Genomic DNA, 21805 nt, shown 5'->3' on the forward strand with positions numbered 1-21805 from the left:
AACGAAAATCGTAAGAACTAAAGTCGTATACGCTAATACAAGCAGTATCAGTTCAAATGATCTCATTTTAATTTTTGCGATTTTTTGCCATGTGGCTTTGTATTCTGATTGTCAGCTATTTGTACGCCATTGGAAACCAATGTTTCGTGGTATCTATTAGGTTTCTTTTACATAAGCTAAAACTGTGCAATTGCCATTTCGCGGTTGTACTTTCTTTGATATTCCTTGGGGGACAATCCCGAATATTTTCGGAAAGTGGCCCTGAATGCCTTTTCATCATTGTATCCAATACCATACATTATCTCCTGGACGGTTTTTGCGGTAGATTCCAATTTCTTTTTTGCAGCCTCGATTTTCACCCGCTGTATATACTCCAACGGTGTATTATGGGTAGCTTTTTTAAATCTCCTCAAAAAACTCCGACCATTCAGATTTATCATTCGCGCAATCTCGTCCACGTTCAATTTGTTCTGATAGTTGTTTTCAATGTAGAGTTGAGCTTTTTTGATCAGTTCATCCGAATGATCCTTTTGTCCACTAAAAATAATGAATTCACTTTGACTTAACCTATCGAATTCTATTTCGGAAACCTTTGAGCACCATATAGCGGTTTCCCTACCAAAATATCGCTCTATCAAGTAAAGCGTGAAGTTTAAGATGGAATAGGCCCCACCACTTGAGTAGATACCATTGTCTTCGCAGATAATCTTTTCAGGAACAAGTTGTACCTCGGGGTATTTACTTCGAAAGAGATTGTGGGCAGTCCAATGGGTAGCACAGGACTTCCCATTGACCAAACCTGTTTCGGCCAGGATAAATGCACCCTTACATAAACTTGCAATATCGGAACCGTTTTCAATTCTTTGGATTTTGATCCATTTTACAAAATCCATATTATTTCGGATTTCCTTTTCCAAATCCCCGCTTATGGGAGAAATGAGTATTAAATCGGTTTTGGATATCTCATGGATAGTGGCGGTCGGTTGAATACTAAAAAGGCCCTGATATAGTATCGCCTCCTTTGATAGCCCTACCAGATCGAGTTTGAAAAGACTCTCTTTTTGCTCATATAACCGTTTATAATGAGCATTTGCCATATTAAGCAGGTTAAAGGGTGCAATGATGGTATCCACAATACTGTTACCTGATGGAACAATGATGCTAATGTGTTTCACAATCAACAAATTAACTACAAAGATAATTCATTCAAATGTCGAAAACAACCCTTTAAATAGTCGTAAAAGACACATTTTAATACCCAAATTACGTCATAAATTTGAAATGTAATCAATAACGAAAAATAAATAGTATGGAAAATCAAGAAGTAATGGTGGTGTATACATGGACGGCCAAAGAAGGGAAATCAGAAGAGTTAAAAGCAATCTATCGAGAAGTCGAAAATCAAATGCGTTCCAATGAACCGGGAGCCTTAAAAGTGCAGTGTTATTTTGATGAGACATCCTCTAAACTGGTAGTTATGGACCTTTTTGTGGATGCCGGTGCGGTCGGATTCCATTTGGGAACAACGGCTGCAGGACATTTTCAGGATTTATTGGAAATAGCTACGCCTGGGGAGTTCCTGTTTTGTGGCGAGGTCCCGGAAGAGATGAAGCAAGCGGCAATTGGAATGGGCCTTAGCACCACTTTTGCACCGGGAGTTTTTGGATTTCAAAGAGCTTTAAACCACTGAAAATATGGCTGGAAAAGGCGGAGCCATAGGGATATGCTCCGTCTTTTTTAGAGGAAACCTACTGGTTCACAGATACGATATAACCTCTTGGCGGGCTATATACAAAACGGTATTAGTTGCTTTTTCCCTCGAGTTTATATTTGAATTCTCCCAAATTTCCCGAACTATCGGTTGCGGTCACCTTTAGGGTCAGGGGAGCTTTGGATTTCCAGATCCCATTTAGGGATAGATCGTACGAGTCGAATTTGATCCATTTCGGTAATTCGGAATCATCTTCCATCGCCACTTGATATGATAATACTTCGCCATCGATGTCCCTGAACAAGTCTGGTGGAAAGTTCAATTCAAACTCTTCATTGTAGCCTATCCGAGCTTTAATTTCAGTATTATAGGGATAGGGTTCAAAGACCAACTTGGTACTTACCCAATAGATATCGGAATCATATATATCTCGTCCATTCTCCTGTGTTATGCGCATTCTACTAAAAAACAGGAAGCTGTTGTCCGGAGATACAAATGGCCGCTGTTCAATTTCTTTACCGTTGATGCTGGAGTCCAGCCTTTCTGGAGTAGTCCAAGAGTCATCTTTAGTCCTGTAACTGATATAGAGGTCATGTTTGGATCCAAATTCATTTTTCCATGCTTGAACAAGGATATAATCCTCGTTGGGAGACAAAAACAGACTTTCTTCATCCGAATTGGAATTTAGCCCATCCACCTTTTGAATTTTTGCATAACCTTCCGGTCCAGATTTCGAGTAATAGATGTCGCCGCAACACTGGTTTTGGTCGTCTCGGTTGGAGGTAAAATACAAAGTTCCGCTTTTTGATTTACCATGCCCGGCTTCCCTGGATCTGGAATTAATTATGGAATCTAAAGGCTTAGGGTCCATGACTTTATGGTCTGAATAGTGCCCGACCCACAAATCTGTTTCCGAACTGTCCGTTGATTTGGCAAAATAAAATTCATTTCCCTTAGGACCGAACATCGGAAAGAAGGTATTGCTATTGTCGGGAAGAAAGGATCTGTCCGGGGAACTCCATTTTCCGTCCACGTAATTCATAAGGTATATGCAGGTTTCCTTAGGTTCGGATTCATGTATCGTTCCAAAGGCCATGCTTTTACCGTCCGGGGAAATGGTAAGACCCATATCGAATCTGCCCTTGACCGACACGATGCCTTCCCCAAAAATTTGGGGAATGGTATCTGGAGTTTCCTGCCCTAAATAGTTGAGCCTTGGATTCTCAGGATTCTTCTTGGTAGTGCACGAGAATAGCAATAGCAAGATCAAGGGGACACAATATTTCATTTGAAATGATTCATTTTGACTTGCATAAATAGAGAGATCCATGTTTCGGACGTACTATTGACCGGTATGCCGTCTCGTCTATACGCTACGAACCTTTGGATGGTTACTGCAATACCTCGCTAATTTGAACAACAGGTTGAGTATTGGTATAGTTTGGAATATCCCCAACGATTTTTTCCGCATTGGGCCCAAAGGAATTTTGGTAGGCGGAAAGCTTGTCAAAGTATAAATATCCGATTGCCAAATAGGGAACGGGTTCATCGGGTGTCCGGCCCGAGATGCCCTTATCGATTTCCAACAGTTTTAAGGAGTCACCCATTAAGGTCTTGAGCATAGGCATATGCTTATTGGAATAGTAGTCCATGTCAAATGTTTTCCCGTCACCGTTGGGATAGAGGATGGTCACTTTTATCATTCCTTTTTTGGTTTTGGTGTCGGCCGAGGTATTCTGCCGGAAAGCGGTGAGGACGAATACGGCCCCAAGGATCAAGGCGATAATTTTGATTTTCATTTTATTGGGATTTAATGATTTTGTTGAAAGATAAGACTTTTTCCTAAGGGTTGAAATATGCTGGGCAATGGGAAAATCCAACAAAAATTTTATGTTGCTGTCCTAAGATGTTGAGTAATGGGTTCATTACAAATCGATTTGCTTATATTCAAACCCTTCAATGAAGTTTTTGTAACAGAGGATACCCGCCTCCCTTTTAATCTATCAGTTCTTCCTGAAGCTGCCTATTTTCCATCGCATCTCCGTCCTTCTTGTTTCCAAATGTACTATTTCGTGTCGATAATTATGCATAACCCAAATAGCTCATTGAGTTTAGCCCATTAATTATACAATCCATAGTAATCGCAGATTAAAACGGTATTCAAGATAGAGCCAAGGCTATACATATATCTATTTATGGCTCAATAGATCAATTGAGGAAGATAATCTATGATTTTGAATTCAGGTTAGGTATGGTTCAAGTAGGAAGAAACGTCCCTATAGACTTTGTGATAGAAAATATAGGAGACGGCCCATAGGATCAGTGCGATGATAGGCCCAATATATTGACCATCATTTATGGCGATGTGCGCCTCCAATGCCAACAAAAAATTGAAGAGCAATCCTGCGTAGGCCCACTCCTTAAGAATTACGGACTTGTTACTTAAAATGACCACTACGGCGAGCAATTTGGCAATGGCCAGAGGAATGACTATACGGGCATTGTACCCAAAAGCGACAAAATATTGGCGAAATTCCCCTATGTCCATCAAGTATCTTGTGGCGGATGTAATCATCAAAGCCGACAGTAGTGCCGTAGCGACCCAATAGATTATTTTATTTCTTTTTTCCATAATGAATAATTTAAGTGTACTGTATTGTAAATTTTGGCTTGGTGGGTTACTTCGACCTAAATCGATATGGCCTTTCAAATGGCAGTTTTAAAGCAAACCACCTTTCTTTACATTGGGTCGGTGTTTAATTAATCTCGGTTACCAGTTCGTTCAGGGGTAACCTGACTTTCTTTTGATTTGCCAGGAAATCCTTCTCGGTATCACGATACCCCAAGGCCAGCAGCAAAACACTTTTTAACCCTTTCTTCCTTAGGCCCAAGAGTTCATCCAATTTCTCCCGATTAAAACCCTCCATCGGGGTTGCGTCTACCTTGGCATCGGCGGCAGCGATCAATCCGGTTCCCAGTGCGATATAAGCTTGTTGGGACGACCAAATGAAGTTTTCCTCATTTGTTCTTGTCAAAAGATGAAGTTCAAGTTTGTTTTTATAATCCTCTAAATGGGATTCTGGAAGTCCCCTTTCCTTGGCCATAAAGCGTATGAAATCCGCTATATGTTCTTTGGTAATCAAGTTAAAGGCTGCAAAGGCGATTAAATGGGGGGCTTCCTTGATTTGCGAATTAAAGGAATCCTTTGCCAGTTCTTGCCGCACCCTATTATCATTGATTACAAAAACCCGGTAGGGCTGTATGCCAGATGAGGAAGCGGACAAGGCTATCGCCTTCAATATTCGATGTAATTTGTCGTCCGACACTTTTTGCCCATTATACTTTTTTACGGCATACCGCCAGTTTAAAACTTCGATTAAGTCCATTTGGTCTGTTTGATTTTCGGATTGTGAATTTTTGTCAAATATATATACATTTGTCACATTGTTACAAAAAGTAACAGTTACATCTAGGTAACAAAGTGACATACTATGGGAAGTGATAAAGAACAAATGAAAGCTTGCAAACATAAGATTAGGGCCATATCGGACACCATGTATGTATTGGGCGGCAAGTGGAAGATGCATATATTGGTGGCGCTCTACTTTGGTGCCAAACGATATTCCGATCTGTTGGAGGATATCGAGGGAATTTCCGGTAAGATGTTGAGTAGGGAACTAAAGGAAATGGAAACAAACCTGCTGGTAAACCGTACGATTATGGATACCAGACCTATTACGGTGCAATACGAGTTGACCGATTATTGTGAAAAACTGGTTCCCGTAATCAGTAATCTTGCGGATTGGGGCTTGGCCCATCGAAAGGAAATTAGGAAAAGATCTGGTTAATGTCCTTATTTCAAAAATCCTGATAGCTCGGAAGCTTTATGTATGAGTGGGGGAGTTGCGTGCACGTTCGTGCATACCGCTCACTATTCTTGATAATCCTTTCGTAACAGTACGAAGATAATAGAAGCATCGTTCTCCTTTTTTCAAGGCAGGTAAAGAACGACTGGGATTCTATTTTCCGGACAAACAAATGGGTCTTATGTAGAATCAGTTCTGTTTGGCGTATTTGATGTATTGAAAAGTAAGATAGAAAAACGGATGTAAGAACTATCCGCCGATAGGGACTGAGCTATCAATATGCGCATTATTAACGATTGGTTGGTATTCCCTTCTTTTCGAAATAGTGCTCAATGGATTCCTGTACAGCTTGTAAGGAGCTATATCTTGGGCTATAATTCAATAACTGCTTTGCTTTTGCGATACTTCCACAGGGGCTATGCGATATATGGTCCCAAGTTAATTCCCGGTCTCTTTGGCTAACGTTCTTTCGCCATTCTTCCCAGGGAAGAAAACTTAATTTGGGCTCCCTTCCAAACCACCTTGCCATTTCTTCCGCATAACCCCTTAGGGTAAGTGCCTGTTCCGAAACTACATGAAAGCTTTCACCAACGGAATTTTTTGGGTTTTCAATAGCTTTGATAAAGGCCTGTGCGACATCATCGGCATGGACATGATGAACCGTTTCCATTCCAAGATTGGGCAAAGTAATTTCTTCTCCTTTGGACAGTCGTACAAATATTTCTGGATTAAGATTCCCAACGGGATTGATGGGTAACCAACCTGGACCTGTAATATGCCCAGGATGTAGCATAGTGATCGGAAATTCGTTTTCTTGATAAAAAGTATGTAGATATGCTTCGATCTTGGCCTTATTAATACCGTATGAACCAAATGGGTTTCGCCTTTGATTTTCGGAAGTTGGAACTTGTTCGCTATGACCATGGATCCACATAGTGCCACAGTGGAGGAAGTGTTGTACCCTTCCCTTAAGAGCTTCTGCAAGCATTTGGGCACTCTGCGGTGTAAAGCAAATTAAATCAATGACGATATCTCCGCCCAAAGACACAATCTGAGTTCCAAAATCTCCGTTTTGTTCGGACTTCTGTCTGTCAATACCAACATGCTTCACCCGTTTCCAAGATTCATGGGCGGTATAGGGACTGCCCTTTTTACGACTTACGCAGATAACCTCATGCCCTACCTCAACCAACCGTGGAACCAAATAGGTGCCAATATGACCGGTACCCCCAATTACGACTACCTTCATTTATTTTAATTCCAATTCGTAAATCCTGGATTCCTCTCCCCAAGGATGGTATCCTTGGCCAATGTAGTGAAACCCATATTTTTCATAATATCCGATATGCTCCGTACATAGGTATAAATATTCGAATCCTGCTTTTTTGGTATCCCGCTTTGCCTGTTCCAATAGTAGCGCACCGTAGGCGTGGCCTCGATGCCTTTCCTCGATAAATAGTGCACAAACCCACGGATATAGATCTCCCCTGCTTATAAAATCATTGGTGATAAGTCCGGCACAACCTATGATTTTACCGTTTTTTTCCAAAACGTACCACTGAGGGAGGGGGTTCCTTGCACCTATACTGTGTGTGATGCAATCTTCATATATCACGGGCAGGACACTTTTCCAGTTTTTTTGAAAATAGGCTATGGCCTTGTCTTTGTAGTTCGGGTTTTCCCTAACGGATATTATTTTCATTTCTTTTTGAAGGGCTCTATCTTTTCTCGGTTAACCTTTTACATTTCTCCTTTTCCACAGTATAGGCCGCACTGATGATTTTCCATTTTCCCTCCACTTCAAAGAGGGTAAAGGCATCGACGCCGCAATGCGAAAATGTGTCCCCTACCCAGAATTCATAGGGTACCCACGCCATGGCAATTCCATTGCCTACGGAAATCTCAAAGTCCAGCGCAACCTCCTTTACATCAGGTAAGGTATGCATTTTTGGAAGGTCGTCCTTAGAAAAGCGCATGTCCATTTCAATAGGCTTTTTATGGTTATACCTACGCCAAATTTGAGCGTCGTCCATTGTGGTCTCTTGCATAAGTACAGCGTCCTTTTTTTCAAGGGATTCAAAAAATTGATGGATTATATGCTTGATTTTTTGTTCGTCCGTAACCTTTGCATCTTGCGCATAGGTGCTAAAAGCTAGAATCAATGCTAGGGAAAATACCATTTTTTTCATTCAAAATATTTTTCAGTTAAGCATGTGCCGAGTGCAAGGTTCGGTGCTATGATATGTTCACAGAATCGTCCTGCCGAGCCCATAAGATAACTCTTTTCAAGGGTTTTTGACCATCAAATCCACAGGCGACTAATTTTGACCATGAATGTGCATGGGATGCTTCAATCCAGTTTTATAGGATGCCCTTCTGAATTGGATTGGATGATCCATTTTTCCTCGTACAGGGACGAATATTCGATATGTACCTCGAAGGGCAATTCGTAGGGCTCCGAAATGTTTAAGTAGTCATTGATTTTGTCTTCGTCAATGCGCTGATATTGATAGGTAAAAATATCTATTGTTTTGGATGCGGGAAGGGCTTCTCCAATTTTTAGTTCCGTAATCTGGGTGAAAACCCCGTACTTCCTCAATTTTGGATAAACCGTATCAAAGAAGGTAAGAATGTCATATGGATTACCCCTATCCACGAAGCGATTGGACTCGATTATTGCAGGACCCAACCCATTGTTTCTTAATGCTAAGCTTATATTGATAAGCGTAGACTGGATTGAATCCGAATCAACGACGGTCATGGATTGGGTAATATTCTTGCTGAAACTTAATCTAGGTCGTACCGACAATCTACTTTGCTCCTTTAACAAATGAGTTTGATATAGAAAAATAAACAAGGTCAGCAAGCTAATGAGTATGGCGGATGCCCCTATTGCCCGATCTGCATTAAGAGCTACTTTCTTTTTCATTTATGGAGCCGTTTCTTTTGAATATGGATATTCCGGATAGGGTCTAAGGGGATCTTGAAGTGGAATATGGAGGTCAAGATATATTTCTTTGATTTCCGTATTTGGAAAAACAGATATGATTTTGGGGTTGTCCCTATATAGTAGTGATGTATGCTTCTACAGACTCGGCTCCCATGGATTTCAGCTTTTTGGAGTGCTCTTTCAATAACTTCAACGCAACCCTGTTGATCTCCTTTGTTGAAATACGCTTCCATTTTTCAAGATCAGGTTCAAAATCGGATTTCATTATTTTCTGGGATAAAAATTCAATCACCCTATAATTTGCATAGGGATGTGCATAAGAGGTGTCATTTTTGGCGTTGGTAATGAACTTTTTAAGTATTTCATAGGTAGTCTCCCTTGCTAGGGAAAGCTCCGTTAACTTTGCCCTGAATTCCAAATCTGCCTGTTTTAGTTTTGGAAATATTTTATAATCCGCAAAGTGCTGCCCTTCGTGCGATACATAACTAATTAAGAATTCTTCCCCATCTTTGGGCCCATAGGATTCCTCCACACAGAACAATTCCTTTGAAGTGGCCCATCCACCGCTAAAGCTATGGCCGAAAGTTGTATAATGGGACCATCCATTACTGATGAAATTTCGCATAAAGACTATCGGAACTTCAACGGTCTGCCCCTCCGGAAGGTCTATGCTATATTCTTTTCTTTCCTGATCTTTCCAAAGATATAGGTCAAATAGGTGGCCGGTCTTTCCCATTGCAATTCCATGCATATCTTTGGATTTAAAAAAATCTTGAAACAAGGTATAGTATTCTTTGTCTATTCTTTCGATACTGAGGTCAGGTGCGACGTATTTTTTTAAAAAATAGGTCATCTCGCCCCTGAACAGGCTATCAGCTAGTTTTTGAGTCACATTTTCAATGATTATAGATCGCCAGTAGTTTTGAAAGCGCTTGAACAGGTCCATTACTACGGGATCATCGGTGTTATAATTAAAATCTTCCGTTCTGTACAAAAAACGTTGGTAATACCCCTTCTTTGTATTCTTTTGATCCTGGGTAAGGGAACTGTCATGGGCCATTTCCAAAATTTCGAAAACGGCGCGCATATCACCTCTCAAGGCGTAAGGGTATAATTTATCGAAATTACTGCTGTCGATTTTGGTATGGGGAGGTATTTTATTTTGGGCTATTGCGACAAAACAGATACCTCCCAATAAAAAAGACCATAGTAGCTTCATAAACAAGGAATTTAATACTAAGGCACAAAGAAAAAGCGGGCGCAGGACAATAAATTGTACAGGATTAACCTTTTACAATTTCCCTGTAGCGGTAGGGGGTAGTACCAAAAAACCGCTTAAAATGTCGTATAAAATGGCTTTGATCATAAAACCCGCACTCGCTGGCTATTTCCGTCAGGGGTTTGGAAGAATGCAACATCAGGTCTATTCCCCTGGAAACACGTTGTCTCAATAAAAATTCACCAAACGTAAAGCCCGTCTTCTCCTTAAATTTTCGGACAAAATAATTAGGGTGTACATGCAATGACCAAGCAACTTCATCCAGACGATACATTTTTTCGGGATTCAACCTAATTTCCTTTTTGATCTTTTCTACCCAGAATGCCCTGCCTATTGTATTTTCGGAATGTTGCTGTTTAAACAGATGATACAAATTTTCCTCGACCATAAGGGTCAAAAGTTCCTCTGAAAAGTCGTTCTGAAAGGCGTAGAAGATCTTTAAGACCTCAAGGTTGTTCCATTCAAACTGGATATGATTCGATACTTTTGAATAATGTTTTTTGTCCGGTAGTTCTTTTTCAATTTCAATATTGAAGCAAAAGCTATTTTCTGTCCCGATTTCATTTTTATGTTCAAATCCTTTGGGCCGGAATAATGAGCTTCCTGGTTTAAGATCGTATTCCGAAATGCTAGACTCTTCGTGATACACGCCAAAGAGCAGTAAACTTATATAGGGATTTTCGTGTTCATGCCTTGGGACTTTCATATTTTGGTTATGACCCGTTTTAGAAAGCGTAAAACCATTTAAGGTTCTCATTTTTTGGGTATGCCCCATAAAGGTCCCTACCTTAAGTTTTTTAGTTTTCATAAACCTCAATGAATTCCTTATAAGTTAAGTTTTTATTTGGGTCTTCTGATAAATAGCAAACAAAACTATTGACCAAGGCATGTTTTCATGTGTTATCGTTTTTGTCGGTAGGCGTTTTCTATTTTAAAATGTTTTATCGCCCGCATTGCCCTAAGTGTGTTCCATCGGCTTGGTTTGCCGGCCTTTTCCATTATAAAATGTACTTGCCCCGGATGTGCCGCCTGCATATTCCATGTACCATTCTTATTTCTCTTTTCCAGGATTACACCAAAAGCCTCCTTCATTCTATCATCCCAATTGCTTCCGGCATATTGAAAATAGTCCAATGCGCGAAGAACATCATATCGCCACCGGCTTGGGTAGGACAGTTTTAAAAAGTCCTTGTTGATGATTTTCCCGGTTCGGTCCGATAGGAACAACCGATGTAGCAAAATAAATTCCTCGGCACTCTCCTTGGCATTTAAAACATCGTTTATGCGATAGTTATATGCCGATTTCCGGAATTCGTGCAACCCTTCGAGCACAGAAATGGTGGAGTGTAAGGAACTATGTTTAGCACCACTTCGCGTTGTTCTGCAGTTAAAACCGCCATCGGGCATTCGCTCATTGAGGATACTATCCACAATGGAGCACAATTTCTTTTCTGCGGTATTGAAGTATGAAGCGTAATTCAGGAACATGCCATTTACGCAAACGTCGCTATGTTTAAATGTGGAAGGTCCCAAGGGAATACCCCCGTCCTCGGCCTTTCCCATATCCAATACCAATTCAATTGCCTCTTTTATCGTTTCATTTTCCGGGTCGGGATTCAGATTACGGAGATCAAGTAGCGTGTAATGGGTAGAAATCCACTTGGGCTGATAGAACCGATCCCCCCAATGGCCATTTGGTTTACGTTTGGACAAAAACTGTTTGCCCCATCCCGTTCGTACTATGCGCTGCTGTAGATCTTTGCGGTCATCTCCCAACAAATCACGGTGGACCTGATACTGTAGCGCAGCATCACCCTTGAGCAACCATGCTATGATTTGATTTTCGTCCATTCAGATTACGGCCAATTTTAGGTATAGGCCCCATGTTATTGAGGCTTACAAAGTGTTGGCTGTTTACTGTTCAGCCTCGAATACTTCAATTTCCGAGATTCCCAATCTTTTGCCGGGAACAAGGGTAGTTGCAGTAGATATTTCAGCACTTCCTTTGGTAATGGTAAACTTCACCCATTTTACCTTTTTTGCAGGGAAGTTAATCTCTGTAGGTGTCGTAGCGCTGTTTGCAGGTGCGGCATACATCCACTCCATTGAACCATCGCTGAACACAAAGTACCCTTCTTTTGTCCATCTGTCCCCGGCCGGACTATCGTAAATCCTTATTTTATCGATAACCACTTCGTTATCCCATTCCAATTTGAGCATTGCTCCTTCCCCTTCATGAGAAATCCATTCCGACTCCTCACGTTTGTTTTTAACGTCAATGACTCCATCGATCGCGGCCTCAGGCGTACTATTGGTCTCATTTGAGGTAGCCCACACTTTTGCCAACGGAGCAATGTTTTTCTGATTTGGCTTTACTTCATTAAAAGGTTTATCCTTTTGCACAAAAGCAAGTTCATGCATTGATGCCGCGTAACGGCATTGATGGGGATTGATGTTCTGTACACTGTAATTACTGGCAACGGTCATCCATGCACTTGTGCCATCTTCATTGATAAACTGGGACGATATATTGGGGAAATACGTCTGGGCACCCCAATTCTTCATATAATGAACGATTTTATAGGGCCCTGTTATAGCATCCGCTTCCCAAAATATGGTGACATTATAGGGTAGGTTTTCTTCATTTTCCATTAGTCTGCAAGTCACCAAAATAAACTTGTCCAACTTGGGAAAATAGGTTATTCCCTCACTGCCAAGATGATTGGGCCAATCTAAAATTGGTTTAGCGTTCTCTACTTCCTTGATCCAAATAGGTTTACCATTTTGAGCATGCCCGGCGAAAAACTCGTAACTATCCGATTGAATTATGCTATCGGTAACGGCATAAGTTCTACATAAATAAATGGCATCTCCCTTATCCCAATTGTTTTGACCATTTCCCGAGCTATAGCCATGCGCACTCAAGTAGATCCGCCCATCTTTTGCTTTGTTGTTTTTTGCAAAATTTACGGTATGGATCGTTCGGAATTTGGCCTTACCTGTTTCATTAAAAAAGTTGCCATCTTCATCGATTGCATTTGTCCAATACGGGTTTGTCCAATTGGGCTCCGTATTGGCCGTAAAATGATTCCAGTTTTTGGAGTATCTAAACCCATTAAAATAACCCTCGTGGTTAAAGGCATTGTATGTACCTATGTAGAAGGTACTATCAACAACAAGACTCACGCAAGGGTAGTAGTTGGCACCACCGGACCACATTCTACCGATATTCTCAAATTTTAAATTGATGGGATCGTGCCCCGTTATTCTCGCTTGTCCTACAGCGTTTGATCGAATATTGGAATTGGTGGCGAAACCATCCATTTCCCCATCGGTCCAGCAGGAATACAGGTTGCCATCGCCCCCTGATTGTAAATACCAGGTATCGGCACCGGTGTAGTTTGCATACCTGCCTGTGAATACCACCTTTGAAAGGTCTTTGGACCGTTCAAATGGACAATCGTCAGGAATACTGTTTTCCCATTCATAATATTCATAAATAGGATTAATGGCGGGATCCGTTTTGTCTCCTTCACGTTTTGTGTTATCCGTCAACTGTGCAAATAGCGAATTACTAAAAACCAGGATGGAGAAAAAAACAAATAACAAAGTCTTCATGTTCGGTTTATTTTTCAATTTCGGATCGGGGTTATTTTTTCAATAAAAACTCCTGTAAAAATACGTTCTTTAACTTGAGAAATTATTGGGTTTTCTTCATTTTTGGGAATTATTGCCAAGGGTTTTGTATACTATTCATTTACGGCCCGCACTAGGCGAATTCTTCGTTTCGGTAACCGCTTTTTGAAAATTTCGAATAGTCTAATAAGGTAGTCCCTGTGGGTAGTGATCATCCGTGGTCGGCATAGCTATTTCATTAGGTTAACTTATCGATCATCTTTTTCGCCCGACCTGAAACCGATTTTCTTTCGTCCGAAGATAATCGTTCCAAATGCGGTAAAATCCATGTTTTCAAATCCGTATCTTTTTTTGACCAATTTGTTAAGGTATCCATGGCCTGGTTTAGTACGATCCAATCGCTGTGATGAGCAAGATTATTTTTCATGATTTTTTTCGCCTGTTCGATTTGTCTTTCGGACATTTCCTGCTCTAGCATTCCGAACAGTTGGGCCAAGGTCCATTGGGTCGATGCCTGGTCGATTTTGGCAATATCGGTTAGAAATCTATCCATGTAGGGAACTAGAATTGGCTTTTTCGCCTTACAGATTCGTTTCATGGCATTTGAAGTCCGCAATCGCACTACTTCATCGGTACTAAAATAGCAATGGTACAATTCGTCAAAAAGGTCGTTATCCGCTAATACCGCTTCAACGACTTCTACCGTGTTTCCCAATGAGTTGGGATGTCCACCCTTAAGTCGGCTTTCAAAGTCCTTCATTTGGTTACGTTGTTTACTCCCTGTTATGGACCAAAGGTAATGTATACAAAATAGACGATTAAGGACTTCAGACCTAATCAAGCTAGAAAACCTTGAACCGGGCCACAACCCTTGAATTTGAAGCTATCGCTTGTTTGATGTAGCCATTTTTAATCGATAACCAGCATCATAGAAGAAGACCACGTCCATTTTGTAAATGCGAATGACTACTTTTTTTATGGTATCGGTAGTTTTCGCCCAGTTTTTTGAACGTGATATTGATATGCCTTTTCCAATTTGTCCTTGATCAATTCTTTTTCATTTTCCTTGTTTGCAAATTTAATCGCCTTGCCCAAGTATTCTATTTCCTTATCAATAGTCTCGTTCATACGATAGAGCTCGGCCAACAAACAGAAATAATGGTGGTTATCCTTTAATTCCAATTTATGGGCCTCTTCAATGGCCTTATCAATGGAACTCGCCCGGGCCAAGGCATAGGTTCGATTCATAGCTATGCTCGATGAATATTCCAATAGAAGCAATCTATTATATAACTGCAATATGGTATCCCACTTTCCTTGGGTTTCCACCGTATGCCAGTAGGCGATGGCAGCTTCGAGATGGTACTTGGAAACCTCGTTTCCTACAGCGGAGCGGTTGAGGTATTTTCTGCCTTTTTGAATCAGATCTTTGTTCCATTTTCCTTTATCCTGTTCGTAGTACAAAAGATTACCGTTTTCCCCCGACGTCCTGGCATCCAATCTGGAGGCATGGAAACACATTAAGGCTATCAGGGCATGAATCTTTTGTCTTGGAAAGATTTTTTGCCCGGATAGGAAAAGGCCAAGACGCATGGCTTCCCAACAGATTTCATAGCGGATATTTTCCTCGTTGACACTGCTATAATACCCCTCGTTGAACATTAAGTAGATGACTCGTAGTACATTGTCGAGCCTTGAAGCGTACTGGCTCGCTGTAAGGTTCGTTTCGACTTTATGACGTTCCTTTATCGCTTTTTTAGCTCTATATAATCTTTTGTTAATGGTTTCCTTATGGGACAAAAGTGCCCTGGCAATCTCTTCGATACTAAAACCACATAAAACCCTTAAAGCAATACAAAGCTGGGACTCTCTGTTAAGTTCTGGGTCGCAGAGTACAAATATCATCCGGAGCTGACTATCCTCTATTATTTTATCCGTAATTTCTACGACATCTGTTTGCTGATTTCCAAACCTTAATTCAGGGGCGATTTTTTCCTCATAGATCTTTTTTCTTCTGTGATGTTCGTATAAGAGATTTTGGGCCACTTTCCGGAGCCAAGCTTTGGGAAATTTGGGAATGCCCTTATGGGACCAAGCCTTCATGGCCCTTAAAAAAGTATCGGATACAATGTCCTCTGCCAATTGCAGATCGGTCAATCCATAATAATTGCAGAGTACAGCAATCAAGTTGCTGTACTCCGATTTAAATATCTCGGAAAGTTGCTTGTGGTCCATACTACTGCATTTTCCGGCTAAACGGAAGGTTACATACCATCCAAGATCATGACGTCCCGCACTTCTACTTTGCCCCCGCTATTCAATACGGGACAACCCTTGCCCAATTGAATGGCTTCTTCAATGGAATTTGCCGAGACGATGATAAAACCTCCTACAATCTCCTTAATTTCCGCATATGGGCCATCCGTAACGGATCCATCCGCATGCATGGTCTTTCCTTCAAAGCCCAGGGCTTCTCCCGGATTTTTGAGTTTGCCCTGTGCACCAATTCCTTCCATCCAATCTTGCCAGGCTTTGACCTCCTCCTGTATTTGATCGGGAGTAGGGTTAAAATCGGGATCGGGTTCGCTGTGGAACAGCATCATAAAATCTTTCATGTTTTTTGTTTTTAATGGATAAATAGTAAACGTTCATATACCTAATGATTAGAAACCTGGAAATTGGACAAGAATCTAATTTTTTCTTTTTATGATCGGATAATTCATATGTTATGCAGTCGCTCCTGTTTTTTCAAGTATCCCATTAACCATTCTTTTTGGCGATGTAAAAGCCATAGCTAAAATATTCCTTGTATCTTCGATACAAATCGATTTCTGCTTTGTACGCCTTTACAATTTCCCTCGCCGGTTCGGAATTATTATAGCGTTGGAGAAAGGAAGAAAATCGAGCTTCTAGAGGCTGATAATAATTCGTAATCCAACTATCTTCCTTTAAACAGAAGTAACCTCGAAGTGCATACCCATTATCTTCCAGGATTTTTATATTATGGGAAGCGGTATTGATCTCCGGGCATTCCAAACGCCAAAAGTCTTCGATTTCCTTAGGCCGCGTATGGGTTATCCAAGTGATTTCACTTACACTTAAATATCCCCCTGGTTTTAGATACTCCCGCCACTTTTTGATACCTGTTTCAAAACCCATATTGTATATCGCGCCTTCTGACCAAATGATGTCAAAGGACTTCTCCTTAAAGGGAAGATCCTCCATGGGTCTTTCAAGGGTACTTATTTGGTCATGGATTCCAAATGCTTTTGATTTTTCGTTTAATTCATCCAAAAAAACGGCGGCAAAATCGACTGCCGTTATGCGGCCATCGATATGCTGGGCAAGGGTAATGGTCTGGCCTCCGGAACCACAACCGATATCCGCAAGCTTTAAACCTTTGTTCTTGGCTATCCCTATCAATTCCAATGCCCTGAGGGTATCCTCCGGGCTGCCTGGCCCCTGTCTTTCGGAATTTTTATGAAGGTCGATTTCCAAATCCAATGCCGAAATCCCTTTCTCATCGCACATAGCCGTATCGAATAAATGTAGTCAGTTTAAACTGTTATTTATAGGGCTTCAAGATACTGAATTACAACCAAAAACAGTTCAAATTTGCATCTGAACCGCCATCGCATTTACACCATACTACGTACCGTTTTTATTCTTTTTTTTCGGCGAATCCTAAAATGTAGCCATTAATGTCCGTCATATAAAACTCCCGCATACCGTACCAAGCCGTTTTTAGTTCGGTAGGCTCTATGCCCCTATCCAGTATTTCTTCGTAGAAATCTTCGATTCCATCAATTTCCATATAAAATGAAACGCTTGCTCCCGGTGCCATATCCTTTGCAAGGGTTACATCTTCCTTAAAGCTGTCGGTTCTTTGAAACATCATCTCCACGTGGTCCTTATGTAGCAGTGCGTAAACATATTCCTTGCCGTTGGCTAGCACCTGTTCGATTCCATCCTGTGTTTCGGGAACTGCCATTACCAGTGAAAAACCTAAGACGGATTCATAAAACTCCACGGTGCTTCTGATGTTGTTTACCTCAAAATTTGGGGTTAGTTTCTTTGCCTTCATTGTGTTCGAAATTTTTGATTAGGAAGACAAATCTAGTATTCGGACAAGGTGGATAATTGTAAAAATCGGTCGTTTTTGTTATGAAACAGGTCTTTCGGCGTAGCTCCGGTAAACCGTCTTACTTCTTTGATAAAATGAGCCTGGTCATAATACGCTTTTTCCGGAAATAGCTGTCCGTTCGCAATATGGGGAAACGACGAATGGCACTTGAGGATGTTACAAAAGGTCTTTAGCGGAAATCCAAAGCGGTCATTGAAATACCTATTGATTTGCCTACTGCTCCAAAAAATCCTTTCGGATAATTCCTTTACCGTAATCTCACCTTTTTGTTCGTATAAAATTTTAAAAAGTTCAAATTTCCTGTCGTCTATTTCCTTGAGGTTTTTGAGACCGTACTGTATTTTTTGGATCAGGGAACTGGAAAAATCCTCAAAGTTCCGAAATGGAAGATTTTCAGCCCCGAGAAACGCTTTGGGGAGTTTGGTCTTGGTGTTGTTCAATTCCCTGATGGATTGCTTAAAGATGTATTCGGCCGAAATCAGTTTGAACCGAACCCCGATTAATTTGGTGTTTTTTGGTATCGATACTTGGATTTGTTGGATCCAGACCCCGGTGAGCGATATTTCCGAAACCCGGTCGTTTTTAATTTCAAAAATCAGGTCGAAAAGTCCATCGGGAAGTATTTCATGGATGCATTCCTTATTAGAGGTCTCAAACTCCCAAAAACCTTTCACGAAGTTCGATATAAATCCTTCTGTATGTTTTTCTTGATAGTTCATCCGAGCCTATACAAACGGTAGACAAAGATCCATAAGTGAAAAGTAGCCGTTAGGTATCCTGACTTTTCATAAAGCAAGTTACTTAATTTCCGTGGTTGCCCCCGGCATTTAATTTTCCCAATTTTGAAGTCTGTCTAAGTATAAATAGCTCTCAACAAATTTCCTGTGTTCGGTGTTCGTCATTTTTTCCAATAGATTGAGGGCCGAAATGTAGCTCGTTAAGTTTCCGTTGGATGAACTAAATTTTCCGTCCTCTACAAAGGTTACCAAACTGTCATCTTGAACCTTTAAATTGGGATAATCCTCTTGTAGTTGTTTTCCACCGCCAATATAGGTAACGATTTTATGGCCATCCGCGATTCCCGACTTCCCGATAAGCTGTGCCCCGGCACAATTGCTCACGATAAACTCGGTTTCCCGGTTTTTCCTTTTAATGAATGCTACCATTTTTTCATTATGGACCTGGGCATACATATCATAACCGCTCGGAACGAACAAAGCGGTCAATTTGGGACAATTTTCGAAAGTATGATCAGGGACAAAACGCATCCCTTCTTCGGTCGTGATCGGGTTTTCCGTTTCGGCTATGGTGATTACATTAAAAAGCTGTTCCAAGTTTTTATCCGGTTTCCCGAAGACATCGGATGTAGCTACAACCTCTCCTTGCAGAACGCCATGGAACATCAAAAGGCCTATCGTTGGCAGTTCCGGTCTAAACGGTTTTAGGTGTTTGGTCAGGGTATCGGATTGCGACGCTACGTAATCGGTATTCCCGGTTTTGGGATCGGTTTTTGATTTCTCGGTAGTACAATTCACAAGAAGGGTTGCCAAGAAAAGCGTTGCTAAAATCCTTAATTTTTTCATGGTCATGTTTTATTTATTTCAATTGGTTTTTGCCCGTATTTATATAGTGTTGTTATTGAATCAAATCGTGGTTAAACCTGCCCTTTGTTTATTATTGAACAAAGATGGTCAAATGAATTGTAGTAAAAATTAAGCTGGTTTAAGAAAGCTGTTTTCCCTTAATTTCGCTTAGATATTCGGGAGTGAGGCCCAGAAAGCTGGCCAAAAGGTATTGTGGTACGCGTTGTACAAATTCCGGAAAGTTATTCCGAAACCTAAAGAACATTTCTTCCTTGGAAAGGCTGTGTACATATTTTAAGCGCATTAACGCTGCTCCATACGCCGTCTCATAAATGGCCCTAAAGTATTTTTCCATTTTGGGGAATTTATCCAAAAGCTCCCGATACTTTGAAAAAGAGATCGATAAGACCTCTGAGCGCTCCACGGTTTCAATATAGAAATTGGAAGGTTCTTGATTTTGAAATGCCAAAAAATCCGTCAACCACCAATTTTCTATGGCAAATTGTGAGGTTTTTGGGTTGCCCAGATTATCGATAAAGTACAATTGCAAACACCCTTTTTCCACAAAAAACAAGGTGTCACATCGTTTTTCGGCAAAAAGCAAGGTTTCCTTTTTAGGGTAGGAATGGCAATCAAAAAAGCGTACGATTTTAGATAACTCTTCCTCTGAAAGGGTGATATACGTTTTGATATGGTCTGTTAAAACGCTTTCGGTCATGGATTATCTCGGTGCCTAACGGCTTTCTGCATGATAAGTTGTGGAAAATCCAGCTGGATTTTTCCGATGTGCTTCAAAGATAATGGATTGCTGGGATTCCGTTTGAGGAATTTAAACGCAATCAATTATATATTGCAGTTGTACGCCTTTATCTATCGTAAACCCACTTCCATTTTTCCCATTTCTTTCGGCAAACCCGAGACCGGGAAAATCAAAATGAAAGGCATTGATTTTCATACCCTGCTTGTTGGCTAGCTCCAAGCAAAGATGGTGAACAAGGACCAAAACAGAATCCTAAGGTAGTTTTTTATTCGCACGTTGTTCTACTTGTTTTTGTACCTGCAAAATACGCCTCTAAGATCAAACAGGAATACGATTATTTATCAAGATTGCCCCAAGTATCGCATCGAACTATATGACAAGCCCAGATAGCTTCAGAATCCGATACTTTGGATGGAATAATGGGTGTCAAAGCCATATGTTTCTTGAAAATCGACATAAGGCCTTGTTGATTGCTTTGGAATTTAAGACAACTCGGGAGCACTAAGTTTTTCCCCCTCACGGGGCAGGTCATATTGGATCCACTCATCGTTTAAGTGTACATCCAAGGAGTCCAATCGGCCCGGGCCAAGGTTCTTGTACGCATGGGGCACATTGGCCGGCCCAATGACCAGGGCACCTTCCTCTGCGATGAACTTCTTTTTCCCGACCGTAAATTCCGCCCGACCTTCAAGAATATGGAAAACTTCATCATAGGGATGAACGTGCAGATTAGGTCCTTCCCCGATTTCGTCGGTGGAATATCGTATGACTACACAATTTACCCCATAATGGTGTCCCTCAAGAACACCTTTTGGTGGATCTTGGACTTTGATCCATTTTTCCTTGGCGATGTGGACCGGTTCAATCCTAGCTATTTTTGGCATATCACATTTTTTTATGGGCATTCGCAATTTTGAAGAACAGCTTACTTGTCCTCCGTTCTATTTGGTAAAATCATCTACTTCCCTAAAGATCTCTACGGAAACCCGTTCTCCCAATTCGTGCATGGATTGCATTTGGGCAGGATTGTCGCCCTGCCAAAATTCTTTCCAGTCATTGAGGGAATCCCATTTGGCTATGGTCTTTATAGCTCGGGTATCCTTATCATTCTGTAGCATAAAACTACCCCTTGCCCCAGTGACCTCTTTATGAATGGCATCCGTCGTTCGTTTCCAGGTCTTAATGAAAAGCTCCAAATTTTCCGGCTCTACCCGCCAACTATAGATTATTCGTATCATTCTGGTATTCTTCAGGATTGATTTCCTAAACAAAAAATAGTTTTTATCCTTTTCCTAACGGTCATGGAAATCAGTATCCTATTCATTGCTCTTTGTTCTTGTTTCATGGTAGAGGTCTTTGTAAGCGGGTATATTATGGATCTCGATGATTTTGCATTCTTCAAAATTTATTTCGGGATAGGCCTTGTCGGCCCACTCACTTAATTGTTTTAGAGCCGGTAAAAGTCCGATCGATTTTTCTGTCAGGGAATATTCCACCCTTGGCGGAATCTCCGCAAAGGATTCCCTAAAAAGCAATCCATCGTTTTCCAGTTCCTTGAGTTGGTTGGTCAACACTTTCTTTGAAATTGTCGGAATCAAGGCGTTTAATTTCCCAAATCGCATGGAACCATTGGACAATAAGTAAATGATAATGGGCTTCCATTTGTTTCCAATGATGTTCATGGTGTGCACAAGTGTGCATGCATTTGGATTCTCAATGTATTTTCGAGCCACTGGTTACTTTTCGGTTACCACTATTTTGTCCCTTGTAAAACAAAATGGTTTCTAAAATAAACTATAATTGGTTTCTTTACGAAACGAATGTAGTAAAAACCTGTAAATAGCGAACGACTTTAGACGCTTTGATAAACATTTAA

The 21805-nt window shown here is 40.9% G+C and carries 26 protein-coding genes; 2 read left to right on the forward strand and 24 right to left on the reverse strand.

Annotated elements, in window-relative coordinates:
• Positions 1–176: 176 nt before the first annotated feature.
• Positions 177–1175, reverse strand: a complete 999-nt coding sequence (locus ACO06Y_RS10530; RefSeq protein ID WP_422083791.1) for a GlxA family transcriptional regulator — start codon at positions 1173–1175, stop codon at positions 177–179.
• Between the two features lie 134 nt (positions 1176–1309).
• Here ACO06Y_RS10530 and ACO06Y_RS10535 point away from each other — a divergent pair, with 134 nt between their 5' ends.
• Positions 1310–1690 (forward strand): putative quinol monooxygenase, encoded by a 381-nt coding sequence (locus ACO06Y_RS10535; protein ID WP_422083792.1) that lies wholly within the window; start codon positions 1310–1312, stop codon positions 1688–1690.
• 112 nt (positions 1691–1802) lie between these two features.
• Here ACO06Y_RS10535 and ACO06Y_RS10540 read toward each other — a convergent pair whose 3' ends face one another.
• From ACO06Y_RS10540 to ACO06Y_RS10555, 4 genes are all read right to left on the reverse strand, one after another.
• Positions 1803–2999, reverse strand: a complete 1197-nt coding sequence (locus ACO06Y_RS10540; RefSeq protein ID WP_422083793.1) for a putative Ig domain-containing protein — start codon at positions 2997–2999, stop codon at positions 1803–1805.
• 103 nt (positions 3000–3102) lie between these two features.
• A complete protein-coding gene (locus ACO06Y_RS10545) occupies positions 3103–3510 on the reverse strand; it encodes an EthD family reductase (protein WP_422083794.1) in 408 nt (135 codons plus the stop codon).
• A gap of 446 nt (positions 3511–3956) precedes the next feature.
• Positions 3957–4343, reverse strand: coding sequence for a DoxX family protein (locus ACO06Y_RS10550; protein WP_422083795.1), 387 nt, complete (start codon positions 4341–4343; stop codon positions 3957–3959).
• Between the two features lie 124 nt (positions 4344–4467).
• The gene (locus tag ACO06Y_RS10555; RefSeq protein ID WP_422083796.1) at positions 4468–5097 is read right to left on the reverse strand and encodes an NAD(P)H-dependent oxidoreductase; all 630 of its coding nucleotides are present in this window, start codon (positions 5095–5097) and stop codon (positions 4468–4470) included.
• 105 nt (positions 5098–5202) lie between these two features.
• On the opposite strand from ACO06Y_RS10555, the gene ACO06Y_RS10560 reads away from it, so the two are divergent.
• The gene (locus ACO06Y_RS10560) at positions 5203–5559 is read left to right on the forward strand and encodes a winged helix-turn-helix transcriptional regulator (protein WP_422083797.1); all 357 of its coding nucleotides are present in this window, start codon (positions 5203–5205) and stop codon (positions 5557–5559) included.
• A 307-nt stretch (positions 5560–5866) separates the two neighbouring features.
• On the opposite strand, the gene ACO06Y_RS10565 is transcribed toward ACO06Y_RS10560, so the two are convergent.
• From ACO06Y_RS10565 to ACO06Y_RS10655, 19 genes are all read right to left on the reverse strand, one after another.
• Positions 5867–6826, reverse strand: coding sequence for an NAD-dependent epimerase/dehydratase family protein (locus ACO06Y_RS10565; RefSeq protein WP_422083798.1), 960 nt, complete (start codon positions 6824–6826; stop codon positions 5867–5869).
• Complete coding sequence (locus tag ACO06Y_RS10570; protein WP_422083799.1) at positions 6827–7279, reverse strand: GNAT family N-acetyltransferase; 453 nt, start codon at positions 7277–7279, stop codon at positions 6827–6829.
• A 16-nt stretch (positions 7280–7295) separates the two neighbouring features.
• Positions 7296–7766 carry a nuclear transport factor 2 family protein gene (locus ACO06Y_RS10575; RefSeq protein WP_422083800.1) on the reverse strand — a complete coding sequence of 157 codons (471 nt, stop codon included), beginning with the start codon at positions 7764–7766 and terminating at the stop codon, positions 7296–7298.
• 161 nt (positions 7767–7927) lie between these two features.
• A complete protein-coding gene (locus tag ACO06Y_RS10580; RefSeq protein WP_422083801.1) occupies positions 7928–8506 on the reverse strand; it encodes a hypothetical protein in 579 nt (192 codons plus the stop codon).
• Between the two features lie 133 nt (positions 8507–8639).
• Complete coding sequence (locus tag ACO06Y_RS10585; protein ID WP_422083802.1) at positions 8640–9746, reverse strand: hypothetical protein; 1107 nt, start codon at positions 9744–9746, stop codon at positions 8640–8642.
• 64 nt (positions 9747–9810) lie between these two features.
• The gene (locus ACO06Y_RS10590) at positions 9811–10614 is read right to left on the reverse strand and encodes a helix-turn-helix domain-containing protein (protein ID WP_422083803.1); all 804 of its coding nucleotides are present in this window, start codon (positions 10612–10614) and stop codon (positions 9811–9813) included.
• 92 nt (positions 10615–10706) lie between these two features.
• The gene (locus ACO06Y_RS10595) at positions 10707–11657 is read right to left on the reverse strand and encodes a hypothetical protein (RefSeq protein WP_422083804.1); all 951 of its coding nucleotides are present in this window, start codon (positions 11655–11657) and stop codon (positions 10707–10709) included.
• A gap of 63 nt (positions 11658–11720) precedes the next feature.
• On the reverse strand, positions 11721–13424 hold the full coding sequence (locus tag ACO06Y_RS10600) for a DUF7402 domain-containing protein (protein WP_422083805.1): 1704 nt from the start codon (positions 13422–13424) through the stop codon (positions 11721–11723).
• A 256-nt stretch (positions 13425–13680) separates the two neighbouring features.
• A complete protein-coding gene (locus ACO06Y_RS10605; protein ID WP_422083806.1) occupies positions 13681–14202 on the reverse strand; it encodes a hypothetical protein in 522 nt (173 codons plus the stop codon).
• Positions 14203–14417: 215 nt separating this feature from the next.
• Entirely contained in the window at positions 14418–15677 is a 1260-nt protein-coding gene (locus ACO06Y_RS10610; RefSeq protein WP_422083807.1) for an RNA polymerase sigma factor, read from the reverse strand.
• A gap of 29 nt (positions 15678–15706) precedes the next feature.
• Positions 15707–16057 (reverse strand): YciI family protein, encoded by a 351-nt coding sequence (locus ACO06Y_RS10615; RefSeq protein ID WP_422083808.1) that lies wholly within the window; start codon positions 16055–16057, stop codon positions 15707–15709.
• Between the two features lie 145 nt (positions 16058–16202).
• A complete protein-coding gene (locus ACO06Y_RS10620) occupies positions 16203–16973 on the reverse strand; it encodes a class I SAM-dependent methyltransferase (RefSeq protein WP_422083809.1) in 771 nt (256 codons plus the stop codon).
• A 130-nt stretch (positions 16974–17103) separates the two neighbouring features.
• Positions 17104–17526: a VOC family protein gene (locus ACO06Y_RS10625; RefSeq protein WP_422083810.1), complete on the reverse strand. Its 423-nt coding sequence runs from the start codon at positions 17524–17526 to the stop codon at positions 17104–17106.
• A gap of 32 nt (positions 17527–17558) precedes the next feature.
• Positions 17559–18260, reverse strand: coding sequence for a DUF6597 domain-containing transcriptional factor (locus ACO06Y_RS10630; RefSeq protein WP_422083811.1), 702 nt, complete (start codon positions 18258–18260; stop codon positions 17559–17561).
• Positions 18261–18413: 153 nt separating this feature from the next.
• Entirely contained in the window at positions 18414–19169 is a 756-nt protein-coding gene (locus ACO06Y_RS10635) for a DJ-1/PfpI family protein (protein WP_422083812.1), read from the reverse strand.
• Positions 19170–19308: 139 nt separating this feature from the next.
• Positions 19309–19887: a Crp/Fnr family transcriptional regulator gene (locus ACO06Y_RS10640; RefSeq protein WP_422083813.1), complete on the reverse strand. Its 579-nt coding sequence runs from the start codon at positions 19885–19887 to the stop codon at positions 19309–19311.
• A gap of 524 nt (positions 19888–20411) precedes the next feature.
• Positions 20412–20813, reverse strand: coding sequence for a cupin domain-containing protein (locus ACO06Y_RS10645; protein WP_422083814.1), 402 nt, complete (start codon positions 20811–20813; stop codon positions 20412–20414).
• A gap of 57 nt (positions 20814–20870) precedes the next feature.
• Complete coding sequence (locus ACO06Y_RS10650; protein WP_422083815.1) at positions 20871–21167, reverse strand: antibiotic biosynthesis monooxygenase family protein; 297 nt, start codon at positions 21165–21167, stop codon at positions 20871–20873.
• A gap of 78 nt (positions 21168–21245) precedes the next feature.
• Positions 21246–21662, reverse strand: coding sequence for a winged helix-turn-helix transcriptional regulator (locus tag ACO06Y_RS10655; RefSeq protein ID WP_422083816.1), 417 nt, complete (start codon positions 21660–21662; stop codon positions 21246–21248).
• Between the last annotated feature and the right edge of the window lie 143 nt (positions 21663–21805).

The organism is Ulvibacterium sp., assembly GCF_965228935.1.
Lineage (GTDB): Bacteria > Bacteroidota > Bacteroidia > Flavobacteriales > Flavobacteriaceae > Ulvibacterium.

Bases quoted from the DNA above. Each gene is read 5' to 3' on its own strand.
- ACO06Y_RS10535 (WP_422083792.1), top strand. From the start codon at position 1,310: ATGGAAAATCAAGAAGTAATGGTGGTGTATACATGGACGGCCAAAGAA.
- ACO06Y_RS10540 (WP_422083793.1), bottom strand. From the start codon at position 2,999: ATGAAATATTGTGTCCCCTTGATCTTGCTATTGCTATTCTCGTGCACT.
- ACO06Y_RS10585 (WP_422083802.1), bottom strand. From the start codon at position 9,746: ATGAAGCTACTATGGTCTTTTTTATTGGGAGGTATCTGTTTTGTCGCA.
- ACO06Y_RS10575 (WP_422083800.1), bottom strand. From the start codon at position 7,766: ATGAAAAAAATGGTATTTTCCCTAGCATTGATTCTAGCTTTTAGCACC.
- ACO06Y_RS10620 (WP_422083809.1), bottom strand. From the start codon at position 16,973: ATGTGCGATGAGAAAGGGATTTCGGCATTGGATTTGGAAATCGACCTT.
- ACO06Y_RS10570 (WP_422083799.1), bottom strand. From the start codon at position 7,279: ATGAAAATAATATCCGTTAGGGAAAACCCGAACTACAAAGACAAGGCC.
- ACO06Y_RS10600 (WP_422083805.1), bottom strand. From the start codon at position 13,424: ATGAAGACTTTGTTATTTGTTTTTTTCTCCATCCTGGTTTTTAGTAAT.
- ACO06Y_RS10610 (WP_422083807.1), bottom strand. From the start codon at position 15,677: ATGGACCACAAGCAACTTTCCGAGATATTTAAATCGGAGTACAGCAAC.
- ACO06Y_RS10595 (WP_422083804.1), bottom strand. From the start codon at position 11,657: ATGGACGAAAATCAAATCATAGCATGGTTGCTCAAGGGTGATGCTGCG.
- ACO06Y_RS10645 (WP_422083814.1), bottom strand. From the start codon at position 20,813: ATGCCAAAAATAGCTAGGATTGAACCGGTCCACATCGCCAAGGAAAAA.
- ACO06Y_RS10615 (WP_422083808.1), bottom strand. From the start codon at position 16,057: ATGAAAGATTTTATGATGCTGTTCCACAGCGAACCCGATCCCGATTTT.
- ACO06Y_RS10555 (WP_422083796.1), bottom strand. From the start codon at position 5,097: ATGGACTTAATCGAAGTTTTAAACTGGCGGTATGCCGTAAAAAAGTAT.
- ACO06Y_RS10635 (WP_422083812.1), bottom strand. From the start codon at position 19,169: ATGAAAAAATTAAGGATTTTAGCAACGCTTTTCTTGGCAACCCTTCTT.
- ACO06Y_RS10590 (WP_422083803.1), bottom strand. From the start codon at position 10,614: ATGAAAACTAAAAAACTTAAGGTAGGGACCTTTATGGGGCATACCCAA.
- ACO06Y_RS10650 (WP_422083815.1), bottom strand. From the start codon at position 21,167: ATGATACGAATAATCTATAGTTGGCGGGTAGAGCCGGAAAATTTGGAG.
- ACO06Y_RS10560 (WP_422083797.1), top strand. From the start codon at position 5,203: ATGGGAAGTGATAAAGAACAAATGAAAGCTTGCAAACATAAGATTAGG.
- ACO06Y_RS10545 (WP_422083794.1), bottom strand. From the start codon at position 3,510: ATGAAAATCAAAATTATCGCCTTGATCCTTGGGGCCGTATTCGTCCTC.
- ACO06Y_RS10625 (WP_422083810.1), bottom strand. From the start codon at position 17,526: ATGAAGGCAAAGAAACTAACCCCAAATTTTGAGGTAAACAACATCAGA.
- ACO06Y_RS10580 (WP_422083801.1), bottom strand. From the start codon at position 8,506: ATGAAAAAGAAAGTAGCTCTTAATGCAGATCGGGCAATAGGGGCATCC.
- ACO06Y_RS10550 (WP_422083795.1), bottom strand. From the start codon at position 4,343: ATGGAAAAAAGAAATAAAATAATCTATTGGGTCGCTACGGCACTACTG.
- ACO06Y_RS10565 (WP_422083798.1), bottom strand. From the start codon at position 6,826: ATGAAGGTAGTCGTAATTGGGGGTACCGGTCATATTGGCACCTATTTG.
- ACO06Y_RS10640 (WP_422083813.1), bottom strand. From the start codon at position 19,887: ATGACCGAAAGCGTTTTAACAGACCATATCAAAACGTATATCACCCTT.
- ACO06Y_RS10605 (WP_422083806.1), bottom strand. From the start codon at position 14,202: ATGAAGGACTTTGAAAGCCGACTTAAGGGTGGACATCCCAACTCATTG.